Source organism: Lysobacter sp. TAB13, from assembly GCF_052113885.1.
Lineage (GTDB): Bacteria > Pseudomonadota > Gammaproteobacteria > Xanthomonadales > Xanthomonadaceae > Lysobacter > Lysobacter gummosus.
This window is the reverse complement of sequence record NZ_JBFRDR010000005.1, coordinates 127,319-150,944: the sequence shown is the minus strand read 5'-3', so window position 1 is coordinate 150,944 and position 23,626 is coordinate 127,319. Positions and strand designations below refer to the sequence as shown.

Here is a 23,626-nt window from a genome sequence, read left to right as displayed (position 1 = left end):
TCAATCCAGACCGCTGAGGCTGAGGTACTCCGGCGCCAGCGCGCGCAGGAAATCGGCCGCATCGAAGGCCTGCCCGGGTGCGATCACGCCGTCGCCGCTGCGGCGTCCATCGACGATGCGTTCCAAGGCCTCGACCAGCAGCGGCGCGGTGACCGCGTAGATGTCCTGCCCCTGCGCCGCGACCCGATGCTGCCGCGCGCCGGCGCGGACTTCCACTTCGATCGCGAAGCGCTGCGCCGAGCGGCCGTGCGCATCGGCCGCGACCGGTGCGGGCGTGGTGGGATCGCGCAGATCCTTCAGCGGCGTCAGATTGAGATACGAATGCACCTCGGCCACGCGCAGGTGCTGGGCGATCAGCGGGATTTCGCTGAAGGGCAACGCCACCACGTCCTGATTGGCGAACGGCGCGGCGAAGGCCCATTCGCGCGTCGGCGCCGGATCGGCGATAAATTGCAACGCGCCCTCGCCGATCACCAGCCGCCGCGCGGTGTTGCGCTGCCCGGTCAGGCGCGTGCCGGCGGTGGGGTGCCAGCTGTCGAGCGCGATGGCGATATCGATCGCATCCGCGCCGGCTTCATCGCCCACCGCCGCGGTGGCGAGCAGATCGGCGAGACCGCCGTAGAACGCCATCGCCGGAATCACGGCGACGCCGGCCTGCACAGCCGCATCGTGATAGCGCTCGAACGCGGCGATCACCGGCTGCTGTTCGGCCGCGGTGTCCAGATAGTGGATGCGCGCGCGCAGCGCCGCTTCGATCAGCGGCCCGCCCGATTCGCTGAAGGGCCCGGCGCAGTTGAGCACGGCGACGGCCCCTTCCAGCGCGCGATCGAGCGAAGCCGGATCATCGACGGTCGCCACTCGCTGCTCCAACCCGGGGAAATCTTCCGCCAGGGCGGCCAGCTTGGCCGCATCGCGGCCGGCCAGGATCGGCTCCCACCCGCGCGCGAGCAGATGCGCGACGGTGAACCGTCCGGTATGACCGTAAGCGCCGAATACGCTTACGCGCCGGGAGTTCGAGAGGTGTTGCGCAGCCGCGGGATCGATGGACATTGGGTTCTCTGGGTGCCGGTAAAAAGGACAAGCATAGAAGACACCAGAGCGGTCGGCGGCGCTGTCGAAATATTTAGTTCCTCGCCCGAACTGCGCTGGCGACCTGTCGGTGGAGCGCTTGTTCCATCGAACGCAGGCCGACCACCGCCGCGCGCTGCCTATCGAGTAACCCCATCGCGACACGGCAGCTCCAACACTACCGAGGTATCGATCTGCCGCTCGGGAATATTCCAGTAACTGCGCAGCAACGCGGCCGCGCGCGGTTGCGCCACCAGAACGAAGCCGTTGCGCTGATAGAACGCGATCGCCCAGGCGGCATCGGCCCAGGTGCCGACCAGGACCGGGCGCTGGGCGTTCTCGCGCAGATGCCGCAGCAGCGCCGCGCCCACGCCGGAACGCTGGCGGCCGGGCCGCACGTAGGCGTGGCGGATCAGATCGACCTCGCGCACCGGCTGGATGCCCATCACGCCGAGCAACTCGCCTTCGTGTTCATAGCCGGAAAACGCCACGCCGGCGGCGATCTCCTCGCGCAGTTCCCGCGCCGGCATGTACGGTTCATGCCAACGGTCGGCCGGGATCACGCCGCGATAGGCCTCGGCGGCGGCGTTGATGATCGTGAGGATCGCCTCTTCTTCGTCGGCGCGGCAGGGGCGGATCGGGTTCATTGCCGGCTCCCCGCCGCTGCGCGCGGAGCTGGATGGAAGGACGGCGCGGAATGCGGATGGGGGCGGTTGCGCATGAGTACGGGCTCGTGTGATCGGAGCCCCACTGTCCGCATCGCCGCGCCCGCGGTCTTGGATAAAAGTGCGCGCTCAGCCCAGGTGACGCGCGTACCGATTCGGGGTGACGCCGAACTGGCGCACGAAACAACGGTTGAGATGGCTTTGGTCGCAGAAACCGGCCTGCAACGCGGCGTCGGCCGCCGAGTGGCCGAGCCGGATCAGCCGCCGCGCCAGGGCGATGCGCCGCTGCACGATGTAGGCATGCGGGGTCAGGCCGAACTCGCGCGCGAAGCCGCGAATCAATTGATAGCGGCTGACGCCGGCCTCGGCGGACAGCTCGGCCAGCGACAGTTCCGCCGCCGGTTCGGCCTCGATGCGTTCGCGCGCGCGCCGCACCGGCGCGGCGGCGCCGGCGGCCACCCGCGCCGGTGTAGTCGCGTTGACGTCGCTGGCCGCAAGCAAACGCAGCAAGGCGGTTTCGCGCGCCATCGCCGCGGCCGATCCGCTCATCGCCGCCGATCCGGTCAACACCGTATAGGCCGATTCGAACACGCGCCGCACGCGTTCATCGCCGAACACCGCCGCGGCGAAGGTCAACGGCCGCCGCGCGCCGTCGGCGATCTGGGTCCGGGCCTGATCGACCATTTGCGGATCGAGATACAGCATCCGCCACGCCCGCGGCCGTCCGCCGATCGCGCGGCCATCGTGGACCTCGCCGGGGTTGACGAAGATCAACTGCCCCGGCCCGGCCTCGACCTGGCGGCGGTCGCTGGCGGAGGCGTGGCCGCCGGCATCGACGACGCCGATACCGTATTGATCATGGACATGGCGCGGATAAGCGCGCGCCGTCACCGCGCTCATCGCATCGATGCCGGCTAACGCGGTGGCGAGGTAGCGGATCTGTTCGGGCATGGGCCAACGCGGTGACGTGCGGGAGGACGGTTCGTTCGCATCCTACCGCGCCACGGCCGTTGAAACAGCGATCGCTCAGCGCGTGGTTTCCAGCGGCGGCCAGACGTAGCAGCCGCCGTCGCTCGATCGTATCGCCTGCGCGGAGATTTCCGGCGGAAAGTAGCCGCGCCCGCACAGGGCGCCGAAAAACTCCGAGCCGCCCTCGCCTTCGGTCAGCACGACGAAGGCGTTCTCGGCGGTGTCGGTAAAGATGAAGAGAACATCGCTGCCGCCGATGCCGCCATCCTGGAAAATCACCCGCACGATCGAGGCCCAGGCGAAGCTCGCATCCACCGCCGACTCGCGCGGCGGCCGGGCGCGTATGCGCACCTGCGTATCGTCGAAACTGACCGTGAACCATTCCTTGACCGTCGGCGGCGGGCCGCGGATGCCCTGCACGAACATGCCGACACCGCCGAGTATCGCGATCACGGCTCCCGCCAGCCGGATCAGTCCGTGCTTCAGGCCGATGTCGCCGCCCTGCCACAACGTCCACAGCAGCCACGCCAGACCGGCGACGCCGCCCAGCACGAGGACCGTGGCGGCGATGTATTGCGGCAGTTGCAGCAGCAATCGCCGCCACGACCAGACCTTCATGTCGGTGGCGCGCACCAGTTCGGCATGCAGATCGCTGGCGTACAACCAGCCGGCGCAAAAGCTGAAAGGCAATCCCAGCAGCCACCAGGCGCTGCCGGTGATGCGCAGCATCAACAGCGACAAAGGCAAAACCGCGACGGCCGCGGCGAGTTTGTGTCCGGTCTTCATCGTCCCTGCGTCGCCTCGGCCAACACGCCGCCTTCGTCCTGATTGTCGCTGCGCCTCATCGCTCAGTCGCGCCGCAGCAAGGCTTCGCGCGCCTGACTCGGCGTGGTGCCGGTCCAGCGCCGGAACGCGCGGGTGAACGACGGCGGATCCTGATAGCCCAGCGCCGCGGCGATGCGCTGGATGTCGATGTCCGGGTCGGCCAGCATCCGCATCGCGTCGCGCTGGCGCGCATCGTCGAGCAGTTCCTGGAAGCCCACGCCATGCTCGCCGAGCTTGCGCTTGAGGGTGCGGCCGGACATGAACAAATGCGAGGCCACCTGTTCCAGGCTGGGATAACCGTTGCCGGCGCGCGCCAGTTCGCCGCGCACGCGTTCCAGCAAGGTCACCTCGGACAGATTCGCCGTCGCCGCTTCGCGCTGGATCTGTTCGGTGGCCTCGCGCACGGCGACTTGATCGGCGGTGACCAGACGCCGCTCCAGATAGGCGCTGGGCAATCGCAGTTGCACCGCCGGCATCGAATAACGCACCTGCGGAATACGGCCGCGGAAACGCTGGTAATACTCCGGCTCGGGCCAGTCGAACCACAGTTCGAACTCCGGCTGCGCCTCGCCGAGCATGAAGCCGCTCATGCGCGACAGGCCGATCAGGATCGATTCGTGGATCAGATGCCGCCACGGCCCCAGATCGTGCGTATCGCGCGCTTCCAGGATCGCGATGTCGCCCTGCTCCAGCAGATGCAGACTGACGTCGCGCTGGCGCAGGTGCACGTAGCTCATCACCAGGCTCAGCGAATCGCGCAGGGTCCGGCAACTCATCGCCGCGTAACCCAGGTAGCCGTGCGCGTTGGGAATCGTGCGCAGGCCGAACTCCATGCCCAGGCCGGCGTCGCCGCTGAGTTCGACCGTGCGGCGCATGACATAGGCCGCGTCGCGCGCCATCACCCGCAGGTTGGGGTTGTCGAGCAACTCCAGCGTCAACCGGCTGCCGACCAGCAGCTCGGCCGGGTCCACGCCGCGCTCGGCCGCCAGTTCCAGCATCTTGCGCAGATACGCGGCCGGCAGCGAATTGCGCAATGGCGCGCGCGGACGGCGGCGTTCGGCGGAACCGCGTGCTGACAGGGGCGTGGTGGCGCGCATCGGTCCCTCGTGGCCCTTAATGCTAATCATGTTGACATGCTCGGTACTGATTGCAACGCCCGGCTCGCGGCGAAACTGAATCCGTTGGCCCGCAACCGTCCCAGCCCGCGGGCCGCGGAGAGATCCATGAGCAATCCCCTGCTGGCCGGCGTGCGCGTGCTCGACCTGAGCCGCCTGCTGCCCGGCCCGCTGTGCACCTTGTATCTGGCCCAACTGGGCGCGGAGGTGATCAAGATCGAGCATCCCGACGGCGGCGACTACGCGCGCCGGCTCAGCCCGGAACTGTTCGCGCTGGTCAATCGCGGCAAGCGCTCGGTCAGCCTGGACCTGTCGCGCGCCGACGACATGGCCGCGTTTCACCGGCTGGTCGAAGGCAGCGACGCGGTGATCGAATCGTTTCGCCCCGGGGTGATGGACAAGCTCGGCTGCGGCTACGCGGACTTGAAGCGGATCAATCCGCGTCTGGTCTATGCCGCGATCACCGGTTACGGCCAGACCGGCCCCTATCGCGACCGCGCCGGCCACGACATGAACTACTGCGCTTACGCCGGCGTGCTCGATCAACTCGGCCGTGCCGGCGCGCCGCCGGGCCTGGCCAACGTGCAGATCGCCGACATCGCCGGCGGCTCGCTGACCGCGGCCACCGGCGTGCTCGCCGCGCTGCTGGGCGCGCGCCAGTCCGGGCAAGGCTGCATGGTCGATGTGGCGATGCTCGACGGTACCTTGGCGCTGCAACAGATCGCGCTGTCGAGCCTGCGCGATCGCGGCGAAAGCGAAGCGCGCGGCGACGGCATGCTGACCGGCGGGCTGCCCAACTACCGCATCTACCGCTGCCGCGACGGCCGCCATCTGGCGGTGGCGGCGCTGGAACCGAAGTTCTTCCGCATCCTGCTGTCGGCCTTGCGCGATTGCGCGCCGAAAACGCTGCGCTGGGCCTTCGACCGCGTCGATCGCGAAGCCCGCTCGGTACGCCTGGACGGCGCCGCCGCGGCGCCGGGCGAAGCGCCGCGCGCACCGCTCGACCCGCATCGGCTCAAGCGCCGGCTGGCGCCCTTGCATGTCGGCCTGGCGCTGCTGTTCCGTTTGCGCGATCGCGACTACTGGCTGCAACGCTTGAACGCGGTCGATTGCTGCGTCTCGCCGGTGCTGACCTTGAGCGAGAGCCTGCGCGACGAACAGGTGCTGGCGCGCGGCATGGTCGAAGACTATCGCGGCAAGCCCGCCTTCGCCTGCCCGATCCGCTACGAGAACGCTCGCACCCGCAGCGGCGAGACGCCGGAGCTTGGCGCGGACAACGAGGCGATATTTAAAAGCATCGCGCCGAAAAACCAATGGAGAGAAGCGATGAGCGAGTAAGCGCAGCCATCCGCCCACCTTGTCCTGAAAAGCTAAGCGATCTGGCGCGCCGCCGACTCACCGCAATTCCCGCCGCCACGCAAGATCGTATCCATCCACCGCCTTCCACCATCGCCGAGTAACGCATGCTCGCAAGAACCTTGTTCGACGCCGGCCACGACGCATTCCGCAGCAGCGCCAGGCGTTTTTTCGCCGAAGACGTGGTCCCGTTCCACGATGCCTGGGAAGACGCCGGACAGATCGACCGCAAACTGTGGAACCGCGCCGGCGAACTGGGCCTGCTGTGCTGCGCGATTCCGGCCGAATACGGCGGCGCCGGCGGCGACCGCCTGCACAGCGTGGTGATGATGGAGGAACAACTCGCCGCCGGCGCCAGCGGCGTGGGCTTCGTCGTGCATTCCGACATCGTCGCCAACTATCTGCTGCACTACGGCAGCGAAGAGCAAAAACGTACCTGGCTGCCGCGCATGGCCAGCGGCGAAACCGTCGGCGCCATCGCCATGACCGAGCCCGGCACCGGTTCGGACCTGCAGAGCATCCGCACCGTGGCGCGCGAGGACGGCGACGACTATGTCATCGACGGCGCGAAGATGTTCATCAGCAACGGCCTGCAATGCGATCTGGCCATCGTCGCGGTGCGCATGGACGATCAACTGGAACGCGGCGCCAAGGCCATCAGCCTGATCCTGGTCGAAGCCGACCGGCCCGGCTTCGTCAAGGGCAAGGCGCTGAAGAAAGTCGGCCTCAAGGCCCAGGACACCGCGCCGCTGCATTTCGACCAGGTGCGCGTGCCCAAGCGCAACGTGCTAGGCGGCGAGGCCGGCGTGAACCAGGGTTTCATGATGCTGATGCAGGAACTGGCCTGGGAACGGCTGATCATCGCCATCACCTCGATCACCGGCGCCGAGACCGCGTTCGCGCTGACCCGCGAGTACGTGCAGCAACGCCAGGCCTTCGGCCGCCCGGTCGCGGCGTTCCAGAACACCCGTTTCAAGCTGGCCGAGATGAAGTCGGAAATCGCGATGGCGCGGGTGTTCGTCGATCGCTGCACCGAGTTGGTGTTGCGCGACGAATTGCCCATCGACGCGGCGGCGGCGGCGAAATACTTGTGCTCGGATCTTCTGTGCAAGGTCGTGGACGAATGCGTGCAGCTGCACGGCGGGTATGGCTACATGCTGGAGTACCCGATCGCGCGCGCCTACGTCGATGCCCGCGCCCAGCGCATCTACGGCGGCACCAACGAAATCATGAAAGAAATCATCGCCCGCTCGCTGTGAGCGACGGCCGATCGCGGAGAACCTCGCAATGACCGAAACACTTCGATTCGACGGCAAGGTCGCTGTCGTCACCGGCGCCGGCGCCGGGCTCGGCCGTTCGCACGCGCTGGCGCTGGCCGCACGCGGCGCGCGCGTGCTGGTCAACGACCTGGGCGGCGGCGCGCACGGCGGCGGCGCCGGCACCAACGCCGCCGATGCGGTGGTGGCGCAGATACGCGCGGCCGGCGGCGAGGCCGCGGCCAATTACGACTCGGTCGAGGACGGCGCGGCGATCGTGCAGGCGGCTGTAGACGCTTTCGGCACCGTCGATATCCTGATCAACAACGCCGGCATCCTGCGCGATGTCAGCTTCCAGAAGATGAGCGAGCAGGACTGGGACCTGATCTACCGGGTGCACCTGCTCGGCTCGATGCGGGTGACCCAGGCGGCGTGGCCGATCCTGCGCGACAAGCAGTACGGCCGCATCGTCATGACCACTTCGGCCGCCGGCCTGTACGGCAACTTCGGCCAGGCCAATTACAGCGCGGCCAAGCTCGCCCTGGTCGGGCTGGCCCAGACCCTGGCCGAGGAAGGCCGAGCGCGCAACATCCATGTCAACGTGATCGCGCCGGTCGCGGCCTCACGCCTGCTGTCCACAGTGTTGCCGCAGGAGGTGCTGGACCTGCTCAAGCCCGAATCGGTCACCGCGCTGGTCGCGTGGCTGTGTCACGAGCAATGCGAACAGACCAAGGGCTTGTTCGAAGTCGGCGCCGGTTACATCGGCAAGTTGCGCTGGCAGCGCAGCGGCGGCGTGTTCTTTCCCCAGGCCGGGTTCGGCCCGGAACAAGTGCGCTCGCGTTGGGATGAGATCGCCGACTTCAGCGCGTCCAGCTATCCGACCACGACCACCGAATCGGTCGCGCCGATTCTCGAAGGCGCGGCCAAGCCGCGTCTGGGCGGCAACGAATTCATCGACCTCGATGCGGCCTCGCAGGACAGCATCGAGGCCGAATCCAGCTACGACGAACGCGATCTGGCCTTGTACGCGCTCGGCGTGGGCGCCGCGCGCGACGCGCTGGACCCGCAGGAGTTGCGTTACGTCTACGAACTGGGCGATCAATTCCAGGCCGTGCCCACCTACGCGGTGATGCCGGCGCTCAACACCTTCCTCAACCTCACCCGCGACGGCCGCGGTTTGAGAGGCCTGAACTACGGCCTGGACCGCATCCTGCACGGCGAGCAATACACCGAACTGCTGCGGCCGCTGCCGCCGAAGGCGCGCCTGACCCATCGCTACGCCTTCAAGACCGCCTACGACAAGAACCCGCATGCGGTGGTGGTGATCGGCTGCGACAGTTTCGACGAAAGCGGCGAAAAGCTCGCCTACAACGAGATCAGTCTGTTCGTGCGCGGCACCGGCGGCTGGGGCGGCGAGCGCGGGCCGGGCTCGGAACGCAACGCCGCGCCCGATCGCGAACCCGATGCGGTGATCGAAGAACGCACCGATCCCAATCAGGCCCTGCTCTACCGCTTGTCCGGCGACTGGAATCCGATGCACGCCGATCCCGCGTTCGCGCGCGCCTTCGGCTTCGACCGGCCGATCCTGCACGGGCTGTGCACCTACGGTTTCGTCGCCCGCCATGTGCTGCGCAGCTTCGCCGACAACGACGGCCGCCGCTTCAAAAGCATCCGCGTGCGTTTCGCCGACAGCGTGTTTCCGGGCGAAACGCTGGTCACGCGGATCTGGCGCGACGGCGAGCGTCGCTTCGTCTTCGAAACCCGGACCAAGGAGCGCGACACGTTGGTGGTGAGCCATGCCGCGATGGAACTGCGCGAAGCGGTCGATGCGCCGGTGGCGAACACCGCACAGAAGGCGCAGCCCGCAACGGCCACAGCGACCCACCTCAGCGCCGCGCAAGCCTTCGAAGTCATCGGCGACTATCTGCGCGAACATCCAGATTTGGTCCGGCAAGTCGCGACCGTGTTCCAGTTCAAGGTCCACAAGCCGGATTCGGATTGGGTATTGGACCTGCGCAACGGCGCGGGCGAATGCCGGGCCGGGGTGGCCGAACGCGCCGACTGCACGCTGGAACTCGACGAAGAGCATGTGCAAACGCTGGTGACCCGGCCTATCGGCGAGGTGCAGCAGTTGTACTTCGGCGGAAAACTAAAGATCGGCGGCAATCTGATGGCGTCGCAGAAACTGGCCGCGCTGCATGCGATCGGCGCCGAGCCGTATGCGCGCGTGCTGGCGCGGGACGCGGCCGCGCCGCCTGCGATCGACGCCGCGCCTGCAGCGGCCGTCACGCCGGCCGTGGCGACATCCGCCGATCTGTTCGAAGCCATCCGCCGGCATATCGCGCACAACCCCGGCCTGGGCGATCAGGTACGCACCCGCTTCCAGTTCCAGCTGCGCAACCCCGATTCGCAATGGCTGCTGGACCTGAAGTCCGGCGACGGCACGGTCGTCGAAGGCGCGGGCGACAGCGCCGACGCGACCCTGGAACTGGACGACGCCGACTTCGTCGCCATGAGCACCCGCCGCGCCGATGCGCAGAAGCTGTATTTCGGCGGCAAGTTGAAGATCGCCGGCAACATCATGGCTTCGCAGAAACTGATGTTCCTGCAGAAGATCGATCCGGCGCTGTTGCAGGCGGTGCTGGCGGAGCGATCGGCCGGCGCGGCCGATGCGACGCCACCGGCAAGCGTCGATTCCGCTGCGCCGCGCACCTCCGACATCGCGCGGCTGTTCGCCGAGCTGGCCGCGCGTTGGCAAACCCGCGACGACGCGCCGCCGCAGTGGCACGGGCAAGCGCTGGCGTTCCGGCTCGAAGATCCGCGCTCGGACTGGAGCGTGGATCTGCGCGGCGCCAAGCCGTTGATTCAATCCGCAGCCATCGATACGGCGGCGGCGACCTTCCTGCTCGCCGATCAAGACCTGGCCGCGCTGTTCGCAGGCAGCGCGCACGCCGCCGACCTGTTCCAGCGCGGCCGTCTGCGCGTGGAAGGCGACCTGCGACTGGCGCACGCGCTCGACCGCCTCGCCGCCGCGCCCGCGCAAGCGCGCACCGCCGCACCGCCCGCGACCGCCCCCATCCACGAGGACACCCAGGCATGAGCCAGCACGTTCACGTCATCGGCGTCGGCATGACCCGCTTCGCCAAGCCCGGCGCCAGCCCGGAGTACTACGAGATGGCGCGCGACGCCGGCCGCGCCGCGCTGAATGATGCCGGCATCGGCTTCGAACGCATCGAACAAGCCTACGTCGGCTATGTCTACGGCGATTCGACCTGCGGCCAGCGCGCGGTCTACGAACTCGGGCTCAGCGGCATCCCCGTGGTCAACGTCAACAACAATTGCTCGACCGGCTCGACCGCGCTGTGGCTGGCTCGGCAGGCGATCGAAAGCGGCGCGGCCGAGTGCGTGCTCGCGCTGGGTTTCGAGAAGATGGAGAAAGGCGCGCTGGGCTCCAAGTACGACGATCGCGAAACGCCGCTGGGCCGGCACGCGCAGGTGATGGCCGATCTGCAGGGCGTCAACGCCGCGCCGGTGGCCGCGCAGATGTTCGGCGGCGCCGGCCGCGAGTACCGCTGGCGCCACGGCACTCGCAAGGACACCTTCGCCAAGATCGCCGAGAAGGCGCGCCGCCACGCCGCGCGCAATCCCTATGCCTTGTTCAACCAGCCCTTGAGCGTCGAACAGATCCTCGCCTCCGAGGACGTCTTCGACCCGCTGACGCGCTACCAATGCTGCCCGCCGACCTGCGGCGCGGCCGCGGCGGTGTTGTGCTCGGCCGATTTCGCGCGTCGCCACGGCATCACCGCTTCGGTGCGCATCGCCGCGCAGAGCATGACCACCGACTACGCCTCCAGCTTCGACGCAGGCAGCATGATCCGCATGGTCGGCTACGACCTCAGCCGCGAAGCCGCGCGCCAGGTGTACGAGCGCAGCGGCATCGGCCCGCAGGACGTGGACGTGATCGAACTGCACGACTGCTTCACCGCCAACGAGCTGCTGAGTTACGAAGCCCTGGGCCTGTGCGCGGAAGGCGCGGCCGAATCGTTCATCCACAACGGCGACAACACCTACGGCGGCAGCTACGTGGTCAATCCGTCCGGCGGCCTGCTGTCCAAGGGCCATCCGCTCGGCGCGACCGGACTGGCCCAATGCGCGGAACTGACCTGGCAATTGCGCGGCACCGCCGGCGAACGCCAGGTCGAGGGCGCGCGCACCGCCCTGCAGCACAACCTGGGCCTGGGCGGCGCCTGCGTGGTCACGATGTATCGCCGGGACTGAGCCCATGATCGCGCGCCCGGATTCGCAAGCCCTGCCGGTCGAAGCCTTGTTGCAGTGGGCGCGCCTGCGCCCTTCTCATCCGTGGTTGTTTCAACCCGGCCAAGGCCGCACGCGTGTGTGGAACTGGCGCGAAGCGGCCGGCGAAGTCGCGCGCATGGCCGCGGCGTTGCGCGCGCAGGGCTGGGAACCGGGCAGCCGCATCGCCATCAGCGGACTCAACACCGCGCATTGGGTGCTGGCCGATCTGGCGATCCAGATGGCCGGCTATCTGCCGGTCGGCCTGTATCCGAAGCAGTCCGCGAAGATCACCCGCTACGTGCTCGAACACTCGCAGGCCAAGGCGCTGTTTCTTGGGCCGATGAGCGACGGCGAGGATTTCGTCGCCGCCGTGCCGGCGGGCATCCTCACCATCCGCTTGCCCTACGACAGCGCGCCGCACGGCGAGCGCGACTGGGACGAATTCGGCGCCGGCGCGCAACCGCTGCAGCAGTACCACCCACCCGCGGCGGAACGGCCGCTGCTGCTGATCTACACCTCCGGCACCACCGGCGATCCCAAGGGCGTGCTGCTGTCCGGCCGCAATCTGCGTTACTTGCGCAGCGCCTTCGACAAAGTCACGCCACTGCCGGGCGAGGACGAACGCCTGTTCTCGTACCTGCCGCTGGCGCATTTCCTCGAACGCATGGCGGTGGAAATGGCCAGCCTGCTGTGGGGCGCGCAGGTGCATTTCCTGGAATCGTTCGACAAACTCGCCGAACAATTGCCGCAAGTGGCGCCGACCCGCTTTATGGGCGTTCCTCTGGTCTGGACGCGGTTGCAGGCCGGCATCCTGCAGAAGCTGCCGCAGCGCAGGCTGGATCTGCTGCTGTCCGTGCCGCTGCTCAATCGCCTGCTGCGGCGCAAGCTGCGACGCGCGATCGGCCTGGATCGCGCGCGCTTCTGCCTGAGCGGCGCCGCGCCGATCGCGCCGTCCACGCTGGCGTGGTTCCGGGACAAACTCGGGGTGACGATCCAGGAAGGCTACGGCCCGACCGAATCGGGCGCCTATTGCTCGCTCAATATCGCCGGCGAAGAACGCTTCGGCTCGGTCGGGCGACCGATGCCCGACTCGGGGTTCCGGCTGTCGGGCGAAGGCGAAATCCAGTTGCGCCATCCCGGCATCATGATCGGCTACTACGAAGAACCGGCGCTGACGCTTGCCTGCTTCACCGACGACGGTTGGCTCAAGACTGGCGACAAGGGCCGCGTGGACGAAGACGGCTATCTCTACATCACCGGCCGGCTCAAGGACATCTTCAAGACCCAGAAAGGCAAGTATGTGGCGCCGGCGCCGATCGAAGGCGCGCTGGCGCGCAACACCGACATCGATCAGCTGTGCCTGGTCGGCGCCGGCCTGACCCAGCCGGTGATGCTGCTGACGCTGGCGGCGCAGGCGCGCGGCAAACCGCGCGCGCAACTGGAAAGCGAGCTGCGCGCGGAGATGGAACGGGTCAACGCGGAGTTGGAGAATCACGAAAAGATCGCGCGCCTGTGCATCGTCGGCGAGGCGTGGAGCATCGACAACGGCATCATGACCCCGGCGATGAAGGTGCGCCGCGACGTGGTCGAGCAGCGCTATGCCGCGTGGGTGGCCGACGGCATGGAGGATCGCGCCGAGACTGTCGTCTGGCAGGACGCGGTGGCTTGAGCGCGTCTTCGCCTCACTGACGCGCTTCAGACACCCCAGTCCAACCATTCTCCCGGCGCCATCGGCTGTATCGCGATCGCCGCAGCCGATTTCGCGCGTGCGGCCTTGCGCAACGAGCCGATCGGATCGGCCACCTCCCGATACTCCTCGTCCATGCCCGTTATGCCGTAGTGAATGGGAATCAGACGGCGCGCGCCCAGGATGGTCGCGGCCGCCACCGCCTGCTCCGGCGTCAGCACGCCCGGCAGGCCGCTGACCGGCTTGCGCCAGCCGAAACGCGCGCCGTTGACCGGCAGAAATGCCGCGTCGAACGGGCCGAACTGGCGCGCGATCCGCCACCAGTGCCCGTGCCAGAGCGTGTCGCCGCCATGAAAGATGCGGCGGCCGCCGGCCGACACCACCCACGACACCTGCGGATCGCCGTAACCGTCCGACGCCGGAACGGCGGTGGCGGTGAAGTCGCCGAGCAGTTGCGGCTCCCACAACGCGCTCGGCCGCGCCCGGGCTTTTTCGGGCATGGGCTGCGGCTGGATTCCCGCCGGATACACCAGCGCCCCGCCCTTGCTCAGCGCCTGCGCCGCGGCCATCGGATCGAAATGATCCGGATGCGCGTGGGTGATCGCGACATAGGTATCGCCCACCGCATCGCCGACCGGAATCAAGCGGTCCTTGAGCGCGGCGCCCCAGGCGTCGGGATTGATCAACGGATCGATGAACAAAGTCGCCTGCGGCAATTGCAGGCGGATGCCGGCCCAGGCCAGCCGCTGGATTTTCAGTTCATCGCCATTGCCGGCGGCGAACACATCGCCGGGCAGCAAGCTCGCCGCCGCGAGGCTGGCGCAGCCGCACAGGAATTGCCGGCGCCCGATGCCGCGGCCGGACATCGTGTCTTCGCGGTTCATGCCCGCACCGCCCGCGCCGCGAGCGCGGCGTCGAAGGCGAACACCGATTGGGCGATGACGACGTCCAGATTGCGTCGATGCCATTCACGCTCGAACGCGCTGGCTTCTACCGACGGCGCCAGACAGGCTTCGATGGGAATCGAGGCGATGCGGGCATCGGCTTCGTCCGCGGCGACATCGAGCCGCAGTTGCATGACATGGTGCTGCAGCCGGTCCAGATAATGCACCGCGTTGTCGAGCACGGCCGCCGGAAACTTACCCATATGCCCGCCGACGATGGTGCCGCGGCCGAACTGGCGAATACGGCCGATCGCGGCGCGGATCAGCTCGGGATCGGCCTTGGACAGATAGACGATATTGCCGACGATGTTGTCGCCGACGCAGACCAGATCGGCGCCGGGCACGTCCACGCTGATGTGGTCCATGGTCTTGCCGGGGTTGTGGATCAGACTCAGCTCATGCCGGCCCCAGCGCAGGCTCATCGCGCTGTCGAAAACCACCCGGGGTTCGCGATAGAACGCATCGACCCGCCGGTTCTGCGAAAGAAAAGTATGGCGATGATGGCGATGGGCGATGGTCAGCGCGTCCGGGAACAGCGAAAGTCCGGCCATGTGATCGCTCATGAAATGAGTCGCCACGATCACCCGCACCGTCTTGCGCAGGTCCTCGCACAGCACCCGGCGCAGCCAGCGCGCATCGTCCTGGCTTCCCAGCGAGTCGATCAGCAGCGCCTGCTCGCCGTCGAGGATCGCGGTGGCCACCGACTCGTGGTCGTCGCCGACGAACATCAGCACGTCGCCGGCCAGTTCTTCCAATCTCATGATGCGCGTCCGCCGTTTCGGTGGCCCCATCATTTCCAGCGCCGGCGGCGCTGACAAACGAGATATTTTCCGCGCCGCGTTAGGAAAACTAACTTGATAGGATGCCGGCTCCGGCACCCGCAGGTTCGATGCGATCGTGAAGTCCTTGCACCCTGTCCCGCTCAACGCCCTGCGCGCCTTCGAAGCCGCGGCGCGGTGCCTGAGTTTCCAGGCCGCGGCCGCGCAGCTGTTCGTCACCCCGGCCGCGGTCAGCCATCAGGTGAAGCGGCTGGAGGCGCACCTGGGCGTGAAGCTGTTCCATCGCGGCCATCGCGCGGTCGAACTGACCGCGCAGGGCGAGGCGCTGGCCGCGTCGCTGACGCAGTTGTTCGGGCTGATCAATCTGGCCCTGGACCGGGCCACCGCGCCCGCCCACGCCGACCTGCGCGTGAGCACGATGGAATCGTTCGCGGCGAAATGGCTCGCGCCGCGGCTGCACCGGTTCCATCGCGATCATCCCGAGGTCAAGGTGCGCATCGAAACCGGCAACGAACAAGCCGATTTCGTCCGCGACGGCATCGATATCGCCCTGCGCTACGGGCCCGGCGCTTACAACGGCGTGCGCACCGAACATTTGCTGGACGCGCCGGTGTTCCCGGTCTGCGCGCCGTCGCGGCCGGACGACGGCCGCCCGCCGCTGATGCGGCCCGACGATCTGCTGCGCCACACCTTGCTGCACGACGAAAGCGCCATCGGCCGCGCCGGCGTGCCGGATTGGGCCGCATGGCTGGAACAGGCGGGCGTTACGCGCATGGACGCGACGCGCGGCCCGGTCTTCTCCAGCATCTATCTGGCCCAGGAAGCGGCGATCGCCGGACACGGCGTCGCCCTCGGCGTGGGTCCGCTGGTCGCGGAGGATTTGCAGCGTGGGCGCCTGATCGCGCCGTTCGATCGCGTCCTGGCTAATGCGTATGCGTTCTGGATCGTGCGTCCGCTCGATGGCGGCGACGGCAATCCGGCCGTCGAGGCTTTCTGCCGTTGGCTGCGCGAGGAAGCGGCCGGCGCGGATTCGCAGACCGCGATAGGCGAAGGCGCAGGTTGAATTGATGGCATCGCCGCGAGCGAGCCGCGGCGCCGCTACATCATCGACCCAAGTGCCCTCCGCCCCTCTCCCGCGCTCCGAAGGAAATTACCTCGAATGGCAAGCGGGAGAGGGGTTCAACTGGCACTCCTGTGACCAGGTGTTTAAGCGCCGCCAACAGCCATAGGCGAGCCTATTCAGCGCACTGCGCCGGGCCCGCTTTCCACCGGCGCCGGCCCATAGCAATCCAGCCGTATGCCGCCGCGCGCCTCGTCGGTTTCTTCGCCCCAGCCCGGCGGTTGCGGATACTCGCAGCCGTAGCTGACGAAGCGCATGCCGACGACGGCGCCGTCGCGGTAGTAATAGACCATCTGGACATAGGGATGTCCCGGCGGCGGCCACGCGAATGCGCTGGTGGCCGCGCCCAGTCCGAGGGTCAAGGCGGCAACGGCGCCGCACAGTTTGCGGTTGAGTCTTCTCACGATCCTTCTCCTTGGTCGGGTTGACTGCAGGTTCTGACCGCGCAGACATCGCCGCGTGGCCGCGCGGGCCGGCGGCTTCGAAGCCTTGCCGGCATGCGTGAGGGAATTATCGCGGCGCCAACGGCACGGGCCAGGGCCTGCGAAGTGCCGGTCATCGCAGTTCGAATCCGGCCGCGCGGCGCCCGCCGAAACCGACCGAAGCGGCGAATCCACCGCCCCGCCCCATCAAACGTGCATGCGTCACGCATCGGCCCGCAACCGTGCGAGGTGTTGCGACGCCCTGCGCAGCGCCATGCGGCCGCATAGGATCGAATCTATCCGCGACCGCACGCAGGGCCGCCGTCGCCGCGCGGCGGCGAGATCCGCACGCCGTCGCGGCCCGCCCGAGAGGGCCGCGCCCATCGCGATGCGATGCGACGTTCCCGACTCCCACGAGGACACCACCTCATGAAACGACTGATAAAGAGCCTGATTTTCCTGGTCGCCTGCAGCTTCGCCGGCGGCGCCTGGGCGCAGAACTGGCAACTGGTATGGAGCGACGAATTCGACGGATCGATCAAGCCCGACTGGGTGTTCGAAACCGGCAACGGCAGCGGCGGTTGGGGCAATAACGAGCTGGAGTACTACCGCCGCGAGAACGCCGGCATCGAGAACAACGCCCTGGTCATCACCGCCCGCCGCGAGGATTTCGGCGGCTTCCGTTACACCTCGGCGCGAATGAAGACCCAGGGCATCCGCACCTTCAAGTACGGCAAGATCGAGGCGCGGATGAAGCTGCCCTCGTTCATGGGCGCATGGCCGGCATTCTGGATGCTGGGCGCGAACTTGCCGCAGGTCGGCTGGCCCGATTCGGGCGAGATCGACATCATGGAGCACGTCAACAACGAGGATCGTACCTACGGCACCATCCACTGGCGCGACAACAACGGCAACTACGCTCAGTACGGCGGCAATACCGCGCTCAGCGTCGCCGACTGGCACCTGTACACCGTGGAGTGGGACGCCAACGCGATCCGCTGGTACGTGGACGGCAACAAGTTCCACGAGGCCAATATCCAGAACAGCGTCAACGGCACGGAAGAATTCCATCGCGATTTCTTCCTGCTGCTGAACTTCGCCATCGGCGGCAACTGGCCGGGTTTCAATGTCGATGAAAGCCGTCTGCCGGCGAAGATGGAAGTGGACTACGTGCGCGTGTACAGCGCCGGTGCCGGCGGCAACGGCGTCGCCACCGGCTTCCAACACTGCAACTACGGCGGCTACGCCGTGGCCTTGCCCGAGGGCAGCTACACCTTGTCGCAGCTGCAGGCGCGCGGCATCCAGAACGACGATCTGTCGTCGCTGCGCGTGACCGCCGGTTATCAGGCGACCTTGTACCAGGACGACAACTTCACCGGTCCCAGCCTCACCAAGAGCGCCGATACCGCCTGTCTGGTCGATGACGGCTTCAACGATCGCGCCACCTCGCTGGTGATCGCGCGCGCCAACCAGCCATGGGCGCTGACGCTGGAAGCGGAAAACTTCAGCGCGCAGAACGGCGTGCAGGTGGAAGCGTGCTCGGAAGGCGGCTCGAACGTCGGCTGGATCGAAACCGGCGACTGGATGTCGTACAACAACATCGCCTTCCCCGCCAGCGGCAGCTATCGGATCGAATATCGGGTGGCGAGCCCGAGCGGCGGCGCGCTGTCGCTCGACCTCAACGCCGGCGGCATCCTGCTGGGCCAGGCGCAGGTGCCGGCGACCGGCGGCTGGCAGAACTGGACCACCGTCGCGCACACGGTCACCGTGGCCGCGGGGACGTACAACCTGGGCGTCTACGCGCAGCAAGGCGGCTGGAACATCAACTGGATTCGCATCACCCGGCTGTGAATTGTCGCGACGAAACCGGCGTTTGCCGCCCGAACGCTACGAAACGAGGCTTCCGGGAAATACCCGGAAGCCTTTTTTTCGAGGGCCGCCGAACCTCCGCGAATTCTTGCGGCAAGATCGGTTCCGCGCTTGCATGCCGGAGTGCCGGCGATATCACGGCCCCATGCTGCGACGCGCAACGGCCGGCGATCCTGCGTTACGGACGAAACGCTAATCTAGGTTCCATCACATCCGAGGCCCGCTCATGAAAGACCAGCCGTATCGATTGCCCGCCGCCATCGCCGCCTGCATGGCGGCCGCGCTCGCCCTGCCGCTGTCGGCGGGCGAGACGGCCGGGCTCTATCGCGACGGCTGGATCGATCTGGACAAGAACGGCCGCAAGGACGTGTACGAAGATCGCAGCGCGCCGATCGACGCGCGCGTGGAAGACCTGCTGGCGCGGATGACCGCCGACGAGAAGACCGGGCAGATGGCCACGCTGTACGGCTATGGCCGCATCCTCAAGGACGAAGTGCCGACACCGCAGTGGCGGCAGTCGATCTGGAAGGACGGCATCGGCAATATCGACGAACATCTCAACGGCTTCGGCAGCGGATCGGCCAGCGTCTACGCCACCGATATCCGCAAGCACGTATGGGCCATGAACCAGGTGCAGCGCTTCTTCATCGAAGACACGCGCCTGGGCATTCCGGTCGACTTCACCAACGAAGGCATCCGCGGGGTCGAGTCCTACGCCGGAACGAATTTCCCCTCGCAACTTGGCATCGGCCATACCTGGAACCGCGAGCTGGTGCGGCGGATCGGCCGCATCACCGGATTGGAAGCGCGCGCGCTGGGCTATACCAACGTGTACGCGCCGATCCTCGATGTCGCCCGCGATCAGCGCTGGGGACGCATGGAGGAGGTCTACGGCGAAGACCCGTATCTGGTCTCGCGCCTGGGCGTGGAGATGGTCAAGGGCCTGCAGCAGGACATGACGGTCGCCGCGACCGCCAAGCATTTCGCCGTCTACAGCAACAACAAGGGCGCGCGCGAGGGCGAAGCGCGCACCGATCCGCAGACCAGCCCGCGCGAGGTCGAGAACATTTTCCTGCCGCCGTTCGCCGCCGCCATTCGCGAAGCCGGCCTGCTGGGCGTGATGAGTTCGTACAACGACTACGACGGCATTCCCGTCACCGGCAGCCATTACTGGCTGACCGAGCGCCTGCGCGGGGATTTCGGCTTCAAGGGCTATGTCGTTTCCGACAGCGAGTCGGTCGAGTACCTGCATACCAAGCACGCGGTCGCCGCCGATCCCAAGGACGCGGTTCGGCAGGCGGTCGAGGCGGGATTGAACGTGCGCACCAACTTCACGCGGCCGGACAACTTCCTGTTGCCGCTGCGCGAGCTGGTGCGCGACGGCGGATTGCCCATGGCGACCATCGATGCGCGCGTGCGCGACATCCTGCGGGTCAAGTTCCGCATCGGTCTGTTCGATCGGCCGTACATCGAGGATGCGCAGGCCACCGCGCGGCTGGTGAACTCGGCGCAGCACCGGCAAGTCGCGTTGCAGGCCGCGCGTGAAAGCATCGTGCTGCTGAAGAACGAGGGCGGCGCATTGCCGCTGCGCAAGGCGCTGCGCACGGTCGCGGTGATCGGGCCGAACGCCGACGACGATCGCTATGCGCACCGCCACTACGGCCCCTCCGGCGGCGCCACGGTGACGGTACTGCAGGGCATCCGCGACAAGCTCGGCGGCGGCGCCACGGTGCGCTACGCCAAGGGCGTCGAGGCCAGCGGCGCCAACTGGCCGCAGATCGAGATCCTGCCCGAACCGCTGACCACGGAAGAAAACGCCGGCATCGCTAACGCAGTGCAGGCGGCCAAGGGCGCGGACGTCGCCATCGTCGTGCTCGGCGACTCGGACCGCACCGTCGGCGAAAGTCTGTCGCGCACCAGCCTGGACCTGCCCGGCCGCCAGAACGAACTGCTGCAAGCCGTGCAGGCGACCGGAACCCCGGTCGTGCTGGTGTTGATCAACGGACGGCCGCTGTCGATCAACTGGGCCGACAAGCACGTGCCCGCCATCGTCGAAGCCTGGTTTCCCGGCGACCACGGCGGCAGCGCGATCGCCGACGTGCTGTTCGGCGACTACAACCCCGGCGGCAAGTTGACGGTCACCTTCCCGAAAACCGCCGGGCAGATACCGTTCAATTTTCCGAGCAAACCCAATGCGCAGTGGGAAGGCGAGAAGTCGCGCGTCAACGGCGCGCTGTACAGCTTCGGCCATGGTCTGAGCTACACCACGTTCGACTACAGCAATCTGCGTACCGATCCGACGCGCGTCGCCATGGGCGGCGAGGTGTCGGTCAGCGTCGATGTGCGCAACAGCGGACAGTGCGCCGGCGACGAAGTGGTGCAGCTGTACACGCGCGACCTGGTCAGCTCGGTCACCACTTACGAAAAGAACCTGCGCGGCTTCGAACGAATCCATCTGCGCCCGGGCGAAACCCGCACCGTGCGTTTCACGCTGAAGCCCGACGATCTGGCGCTGTGGGATCGCCGGATGCATCGCGTGGTCGAGCCCGGAACGTTCCGGGTGATGATCGGCTCGGGCTCGGAGGACATCCGCCAGAAAAGCGAATTCGAAGTGCTGCCCTGAGTCGCGCCGCAGCCCGGGCTGCGGAGTCTGACGCGGGTCCGTCACATGCACTGATCATCATTCCGGAAATTTTCTGTCCGGAGATTATGGCCATGCCCGTGTTTTCCCGTGCTCTTCGTCACATTGCAGCGGTCGGCTGCGCCGGCTTGTTGCTCGCCAGCACCGCCGCGCAGGCGCACAAGCAGGAAGTCCACCGCCGTATCGTCCTCGACGCCGTGGCCTTCATGAAGGCCAATCCGAGCATCACCAACTACAACCGGCTGCTGGCCGGCGTGCAGGCGGCGGGCTACACCATCGACAGCTTCGCCACCGCGATCGGCCAGGGCGCCTACGACGTCGACGATTTCTCCGACACCTACATCTGCGGCGCGCTCACCGGCGACTGCGTGAAGGCGCCGCTGTGGGGCACCACCGCGTCGCTGGTCAACTACACCTCGTACTGGCATTTCCAGGATCACGCCAACAGCCGCGACGTGCACGGCAACACCTACGGCGGCTACAACTACGACCGCAGCGTGATGAAGGGCGACATCGACAACCTGGCCGCCGACTGGCTGTGGAACGACCATCTGGACGACGGCAGCGGCGGCATGAAGGGTTGGTTCGGCGAAACCAGCCGCTACAACACCTACGGCGTGACCGAGAGCAAGTACCGCATCGGCAGCACCTCCAGCGCGTCGATGTACGCCGACTTCCAGAAGATGCCGTTCCAGCCGATTTCCAACCTCGGCCAATACTGGTTCACGCAGTTCCTCGCCAGCCCCACCGCGCAGTCGCTGGGCTTCGTGCTGCACACCACCGACGTCAGCGTGCCGCAGCATACGTGGTCGACCTCGGGCAACAACCACTCCGATTACGAAGGCTGGGTGGAGAACTACTACTACACCGAGAAGCTCAACGATCCGGCGCTGGTGAAGCTGGCGCTGAACGATATATCCGCGCTCCCGGCCACCGCCACCGATGTGCGTCCGCTGATGTATCAGCTCGGCGCGTACACCTACCAGAACGGCGCGGTGGTGCTGTCCTCCACCGCCTACGCCGATCGCCTCGAGGTGTCGCGCAAGACGGTTCCGCACGCCATCGCGATGGTGGTACGCGTGCTCGACCGCGCCGCGGAGCGTCTGTCGCCGTGAAGTCGTCTTGGGCGAATGCGCTCATCACAGCAGTTGCCGGCGCGGCGTTCTTCGCCGCGCCGGCGTTCGCGGCCCCCGGCGTGCCGGTGGATGGCACGCTGACGCAACCGCGCGTCGCGCTGCGGGTCAACGACTGGACCTTGTCCAGGCCCGCGCTGGACGCGCTGCTGCGCGTGGTGCGCGAGCAAAAACCCGAGGTCACGCCGGCGCAGGTGGCGGCGGCCGCGGCGCAGGATCGCGTGCTCGGCGCCTATGCACGGCGCCAGTACGACGATGCGAAGTTGTTCGCCGGCGAGCGTGTACGATTTTCTCCGCAGGCTACCGTCGAGGCTTCGCTGGTGACGACCTTGCAGGCGGCGTTTCGCGAGCCCCTGACGAAGGCGATGGGGGCGGCCGACAGCTTCATCGTCAAACGCCATCCGCTTACGCGCGAACGCTTGGTCGCCCTGCTCGACACCGGCGGCAAGCTGCGCCTGGACGATCGCCTGCCCGCCGCGCGCGAAGCGAAGTTGCGCGAGGTGCCCTTGATCGACGGCCGCGTGGGTACGCAGTCGTATCGCGTCACCCTGCACGACATCTGGGAACGGCAGGACGTGCAAGGGCGCAATGCCTTGTATCGGTTCGATGTCGGATTCGCGATGGAGCAGGCCCGGCAGTTGGCGCGCGACCGGTTTGTGCTGGGCTGGGCCCGGCAGAACAGCGGCCTCGGCGACGATGGCGTGGAGCAGCTGCGGCAACTGGTGGCCGATCGCAATCGCCGCAATGCCCTGGCGCGTCTGCTGGGCAGCGGCGAAGACCCGCATTACAGCAGTCCCGAAGTCGAGCGCCTGCAGCGCGGCGTCGAGCCATCGGCTATTGCCGGCTACTACAACACGCACAAGGCCGAGTTCACGCGTACCGAAAAGGTGCTGGCGCGGACGGTGCGTTTCGCCGATGAGGCCCAGGCGCGCGCCGTCGCCGTCAAGCTCGCGCAAGGCGCGCGCTTCGAGGAGTTGGCGCGGCAACGCGGCGCCGGCGACGGCATCGCGAAATGGATCGACAGCGATGCCACCCGCCGTTCGTGGATCGCGCAGCTCGCCTTCATGCAACCGCCCGGCGCCGCGTCGCCGCCGATCCGCGAGCCGGAAGCCGGAACGGCCGCGCCGGGTTGGGTCATCGTCAAGGTGGACCGGCGCGTGACCGGCCTGCATCCGGCCGACAGCGAAACCGTGCGGTTCGCGGCCAGCGAGGCCATTGCGCGGCAGCGCGCCGCGTCGAACTTCGCCGGTCTGAGCGCGCGGCTTTTGTCTGAAGCGCGTGTCGATATCAACCTGGATGCGCTGGGCCTGCGCGCCGCGCCGAAGATGTTGGACGGCGGGCCGTGAAATGGCCTCTGGCCGGTGCGGCACTGCTGATCGCCGGCGCGGCGTGGTGGCTGATCAGGCCGAACGCGCCCGTCGCAGGCGAGCCCTCGCAGGAACCGTCCGCAACGATCGATCCGTCGGCGCACGCAAGCGCGC

The 23,626-nt window shown here is 67.5% G+C and carries 18 protein-coding genes; 10 read left to right on the top strand and 8 right to left on the bottom strand.

Annotated features, from left to right (window positions below; translation table 11 throughout):
- The 5 genes from AB4Y92_RS08185 to AB4Y92_RS08165 form a co-directional block, all read right to left on the bottom strand.
- The gene (locus tag AB4Y92_RS08185) at positions 1 to 1,050 is read right to left on the bottom strand and encodes a saccharopine dehydrogenase family protein (protein WP_441819170.1); all 1,050 of its coding nucleotides are present in this window, start codon (positions 1,048 to 1,050) and stop codon (positions 1 to 3) included.
- Between the two features lie 158 nt (positions 1,051 to 1,208).
- The gene (locus AB4Y92_RS08180) at positions 1,209 to 1,715 is read right to left on the bottom strand and encodes a GNAT family N-acetyltransferase (RefSeq protein WP_441819169.1); all 507 of its coding nucleotides are present in this window, start codon (positions 1,713 to 1,715) and stop codon (positions 1,209 to 1,211) included.
- A 147-nt stretch (positions 1,716 to 1,862) separates the two neighbouring features.
- Positions 1,863 to 2,684, bottom strand: a complete 822-nt coding sequence (locus tag AB4Y92_RS08175; RefSeq protein WP_441819168.1) for an AraC family transcriptional regulator — start codon at positions 2,682 to 2,684, stop codon at positions 1,863 to 1,865.
- Between the two features lie 75 nt (positions 2,685 to 2,759).
- Positions 2,760 to 3,488, bottom strand: coding sequence for a hypothetical protein (locus AB4Y92_RS08170; RefSeq protein ID WP_441819167.1), 729 nt, complete (start codon positions 3,486 to 3,488; stop codon positions 2,760 to 2,762).
- 62 nt (positions 3,489 to 3,550) lie between these two features.
- Positions 3,551 to 4,654, bottom strand: a complete 1,104-nt coding sequence (locus AB4Y92_RS08165) for an AraC family transcriptional regulator (RefSeq protein ID WP_441819166.1) — start codon at positions 4,652 to 4,654, stop codon at positions 3,551 to 3,553.
- A gap of 96 nt (positions 4,655 to 4,750) precedes the next feature.
- Between AB4Y92_RS08165 and AB4Y92_RS08160 the strand changes: the two genes are divergently transcribed.
- The 5 genes from AB4Y92_RS08160 (at position 4,751) to AB4Y92_RS08140 (ending at position 13,219) form a co-directional block, all read left to right on the top strand.
- Positions 4,751 to 5,980 (top strand): CaiB/BaiF CoA transferase family protein, encoded by a 1,230-nt coding sequence (locus AB4Y92_RS08160; RefSeq protein WP_441819165.1) that lies wholly within the window; start codon positions 4,751 to 4,753, stop codon positions 5,978 to 5,980.
- 125 nt (positions 5,981 to 6,105) lie between these two features.
- The gene (locus AB4Y92_RS08155) at positions 6,106 to 7,257 is read left to right on the top strand and encodes an acyl-CoA dehydrogenase family protein (RefSeq protein ID WP_441819164.1); all 1,152 of its coding nucleotides are present in this window, start codon (positions 6,106 to 6,108) and stop codon (positions 7,255 to 7,257) included.
- A gap of 28 nt (positions 7,258 to 7,285) precedes the next feature.
- Positions 7,286 to 10,354: an SDR family NAD(P)-dependent oxidoreductase gene (locus AB4Y92_RS08150; RefSeq protein WP_441819163.1), complete on the top strand. Its 3,069-nt coding sequence runs from the start codon at positions 7,286 to 7,288 to the stop codon at positions 10,352 to 10,354.
- On the top strand, positions 10,351 to 11,532 hold the full coding sequence (locus tag AB4Y92_RS08145; protein WP_441819162.1) for a lipid-transfer protein: 1,182 nt from the start codon (positions 10,351 to 10,353) through the stop codon (positions 11,530 to 11,532). Before AB4Y92_RS08150 ends, AB4Y92_RS08145 begins: the two co-directional genes overlap by 4 nt.
- 4 nt (positions 11,533 to 11,536) lie before the next feature.
- Complete coding sequence (locus AB4Y92_RS08140) at positions 11,537 to 13,219, top strand: AMP-binding protein (RefSeq protein ID WP_441819161.1); 1,683 nt, start codon at positions 11,537 to 11,539, stop codon at positions 13,217 to 13,219.
- 26 nt (positions 13,220 to 13,245) lie between these two features.
- Here the strand turns inward: AB4Y92_RS08140 and AB4Y92_RS08135 are convergent, their stop codons facing one another.
- Together AB4Y92_RS08135 and AB4Y92_RS08130 are read right to left on the bottom strand one after the other, a co-directional pair.
- Positions 13,246 to 14,121 (bottom strand): MBL fold metallo-hydrolase, encoded by an 876-nt coding sequence (locus tag AB4Y92_RS08135; RefSeq protein ID WP_441819160.1) that lies wholly within the window; start codon positions 14,119 to 14,121, stop codon positions 13,246 to 13,248.
- A complete protein-coding gene (locus AB4Y92_RS08130; protein ID WP_441819159.1) occupies positions 14,118 to 14,942 on the bottom strand; it encodes an MBL fold metallo-hydrolase in 825 nt (274 codons plus the stop codon). Before AB4Y92_RS08130 ends, AB4Y92_RS08135 begins: the two co-directional genes overlap by 4 nt.
- Positions 14,943 to 15,078: 136 nt before the next feature.
- On the opposite strand from AB4Y92_RS08130, the gene gcvA reads away from it, so the two are divergent.
- On the top strand, positions 15,079 to 16,023 hold the full coding sequence (gcvA, locus tag AB4Y92_RS08125) for a transcriptional regulator GcvA (protein WP_441819158.1): 945 nt from the start codon (positions 15,079 to 15,081) through the stop codon (positions 16,021 to 16,023).
- A 176-nt stretch (positions 16,024 to 16,199) separates the two neighbouring features.
- On the opposite strand, the gene AB4Y92_RS08120 is transcribed toward gcvA, so the two are convergent.
- Entirely contained in the window at positions 16,200 to 16,484 is a 285-nt protein-coding gene (locus tag AB4Y92_RS08120; protein WP_441819157.1) for a hypothetical protein, read from the bottom strand.
- Between the two features lie 447 nt (positions 16,485 to 16,931).
- Here AB4Y92_RS08120 and AB4Y92_RS08115 point away from each other — a divergent pair, with 447 nt between their 5' ends.
- The 4 genes from AB4Y92_RS08115 (at position 16,932) to AB4Y92_RS08100 (ending at position 23,491) form a co-directional block, all read left to right on the top strand.
- Positions 16,932 to 18,353: a carbohydrate-binding protein gene (locus AB4Y92_RS08115; RefSeq protein WP_441819156.1), complete on the top strand. Its 1,422-nt coding sequence runs from the start codon at positions 16,932 to 16,934 to the stop codon at positions 18,351 to 18,353.
- Positions 18,354 to 18,597: 244 nt separating this feature from the next.
- Positions 18,598 to 20,994, top strand: a complete 2,397-nt coding sequence (locus AB4Y92_RS08110) for a glycoside hydrolase family 3 N-terminal domain-containing protein (RefSeq protein WP_441819155.1) — start codon at positions 18,598 to 18,600, stop codon at positions 20,992 to 20,994.
- A gap of 92 nt (positions 20,995 to 21,086) precedes the next feature.
- The gene (locus AB4Y92_RS08105) at positions 21,087 to 22,127 is read left to right on the top strand and encodes a hypothetical protein (protein WP_441819154.1); all 1,041 of its coding nucleotides are present in this window, start codon (positions 21,087 to 21,089) and stop codon (positions 22,125 to 22,127) included.
- The gene (locus AB4Y92_RS08100) at positions 22,124 to 23,491 is read left to right on the top strand and encodes a peptidyl-prolyl cis-trans isomerase (RefSeq protein ID WP_441819153.1); all 1,368 of its coding nucleotides are present in this window, start codon (positions 22,124 to 22,126) and stop codon (positions 23,489 to 23,491) included. Before AB4Y92_RS08105 ends, AB4Y92_RS08100 begins: the two co-directional genes overlap by 4 nt.
- Positions 23,492 to 23,626 lie beyond the last annotated feature (135 nt).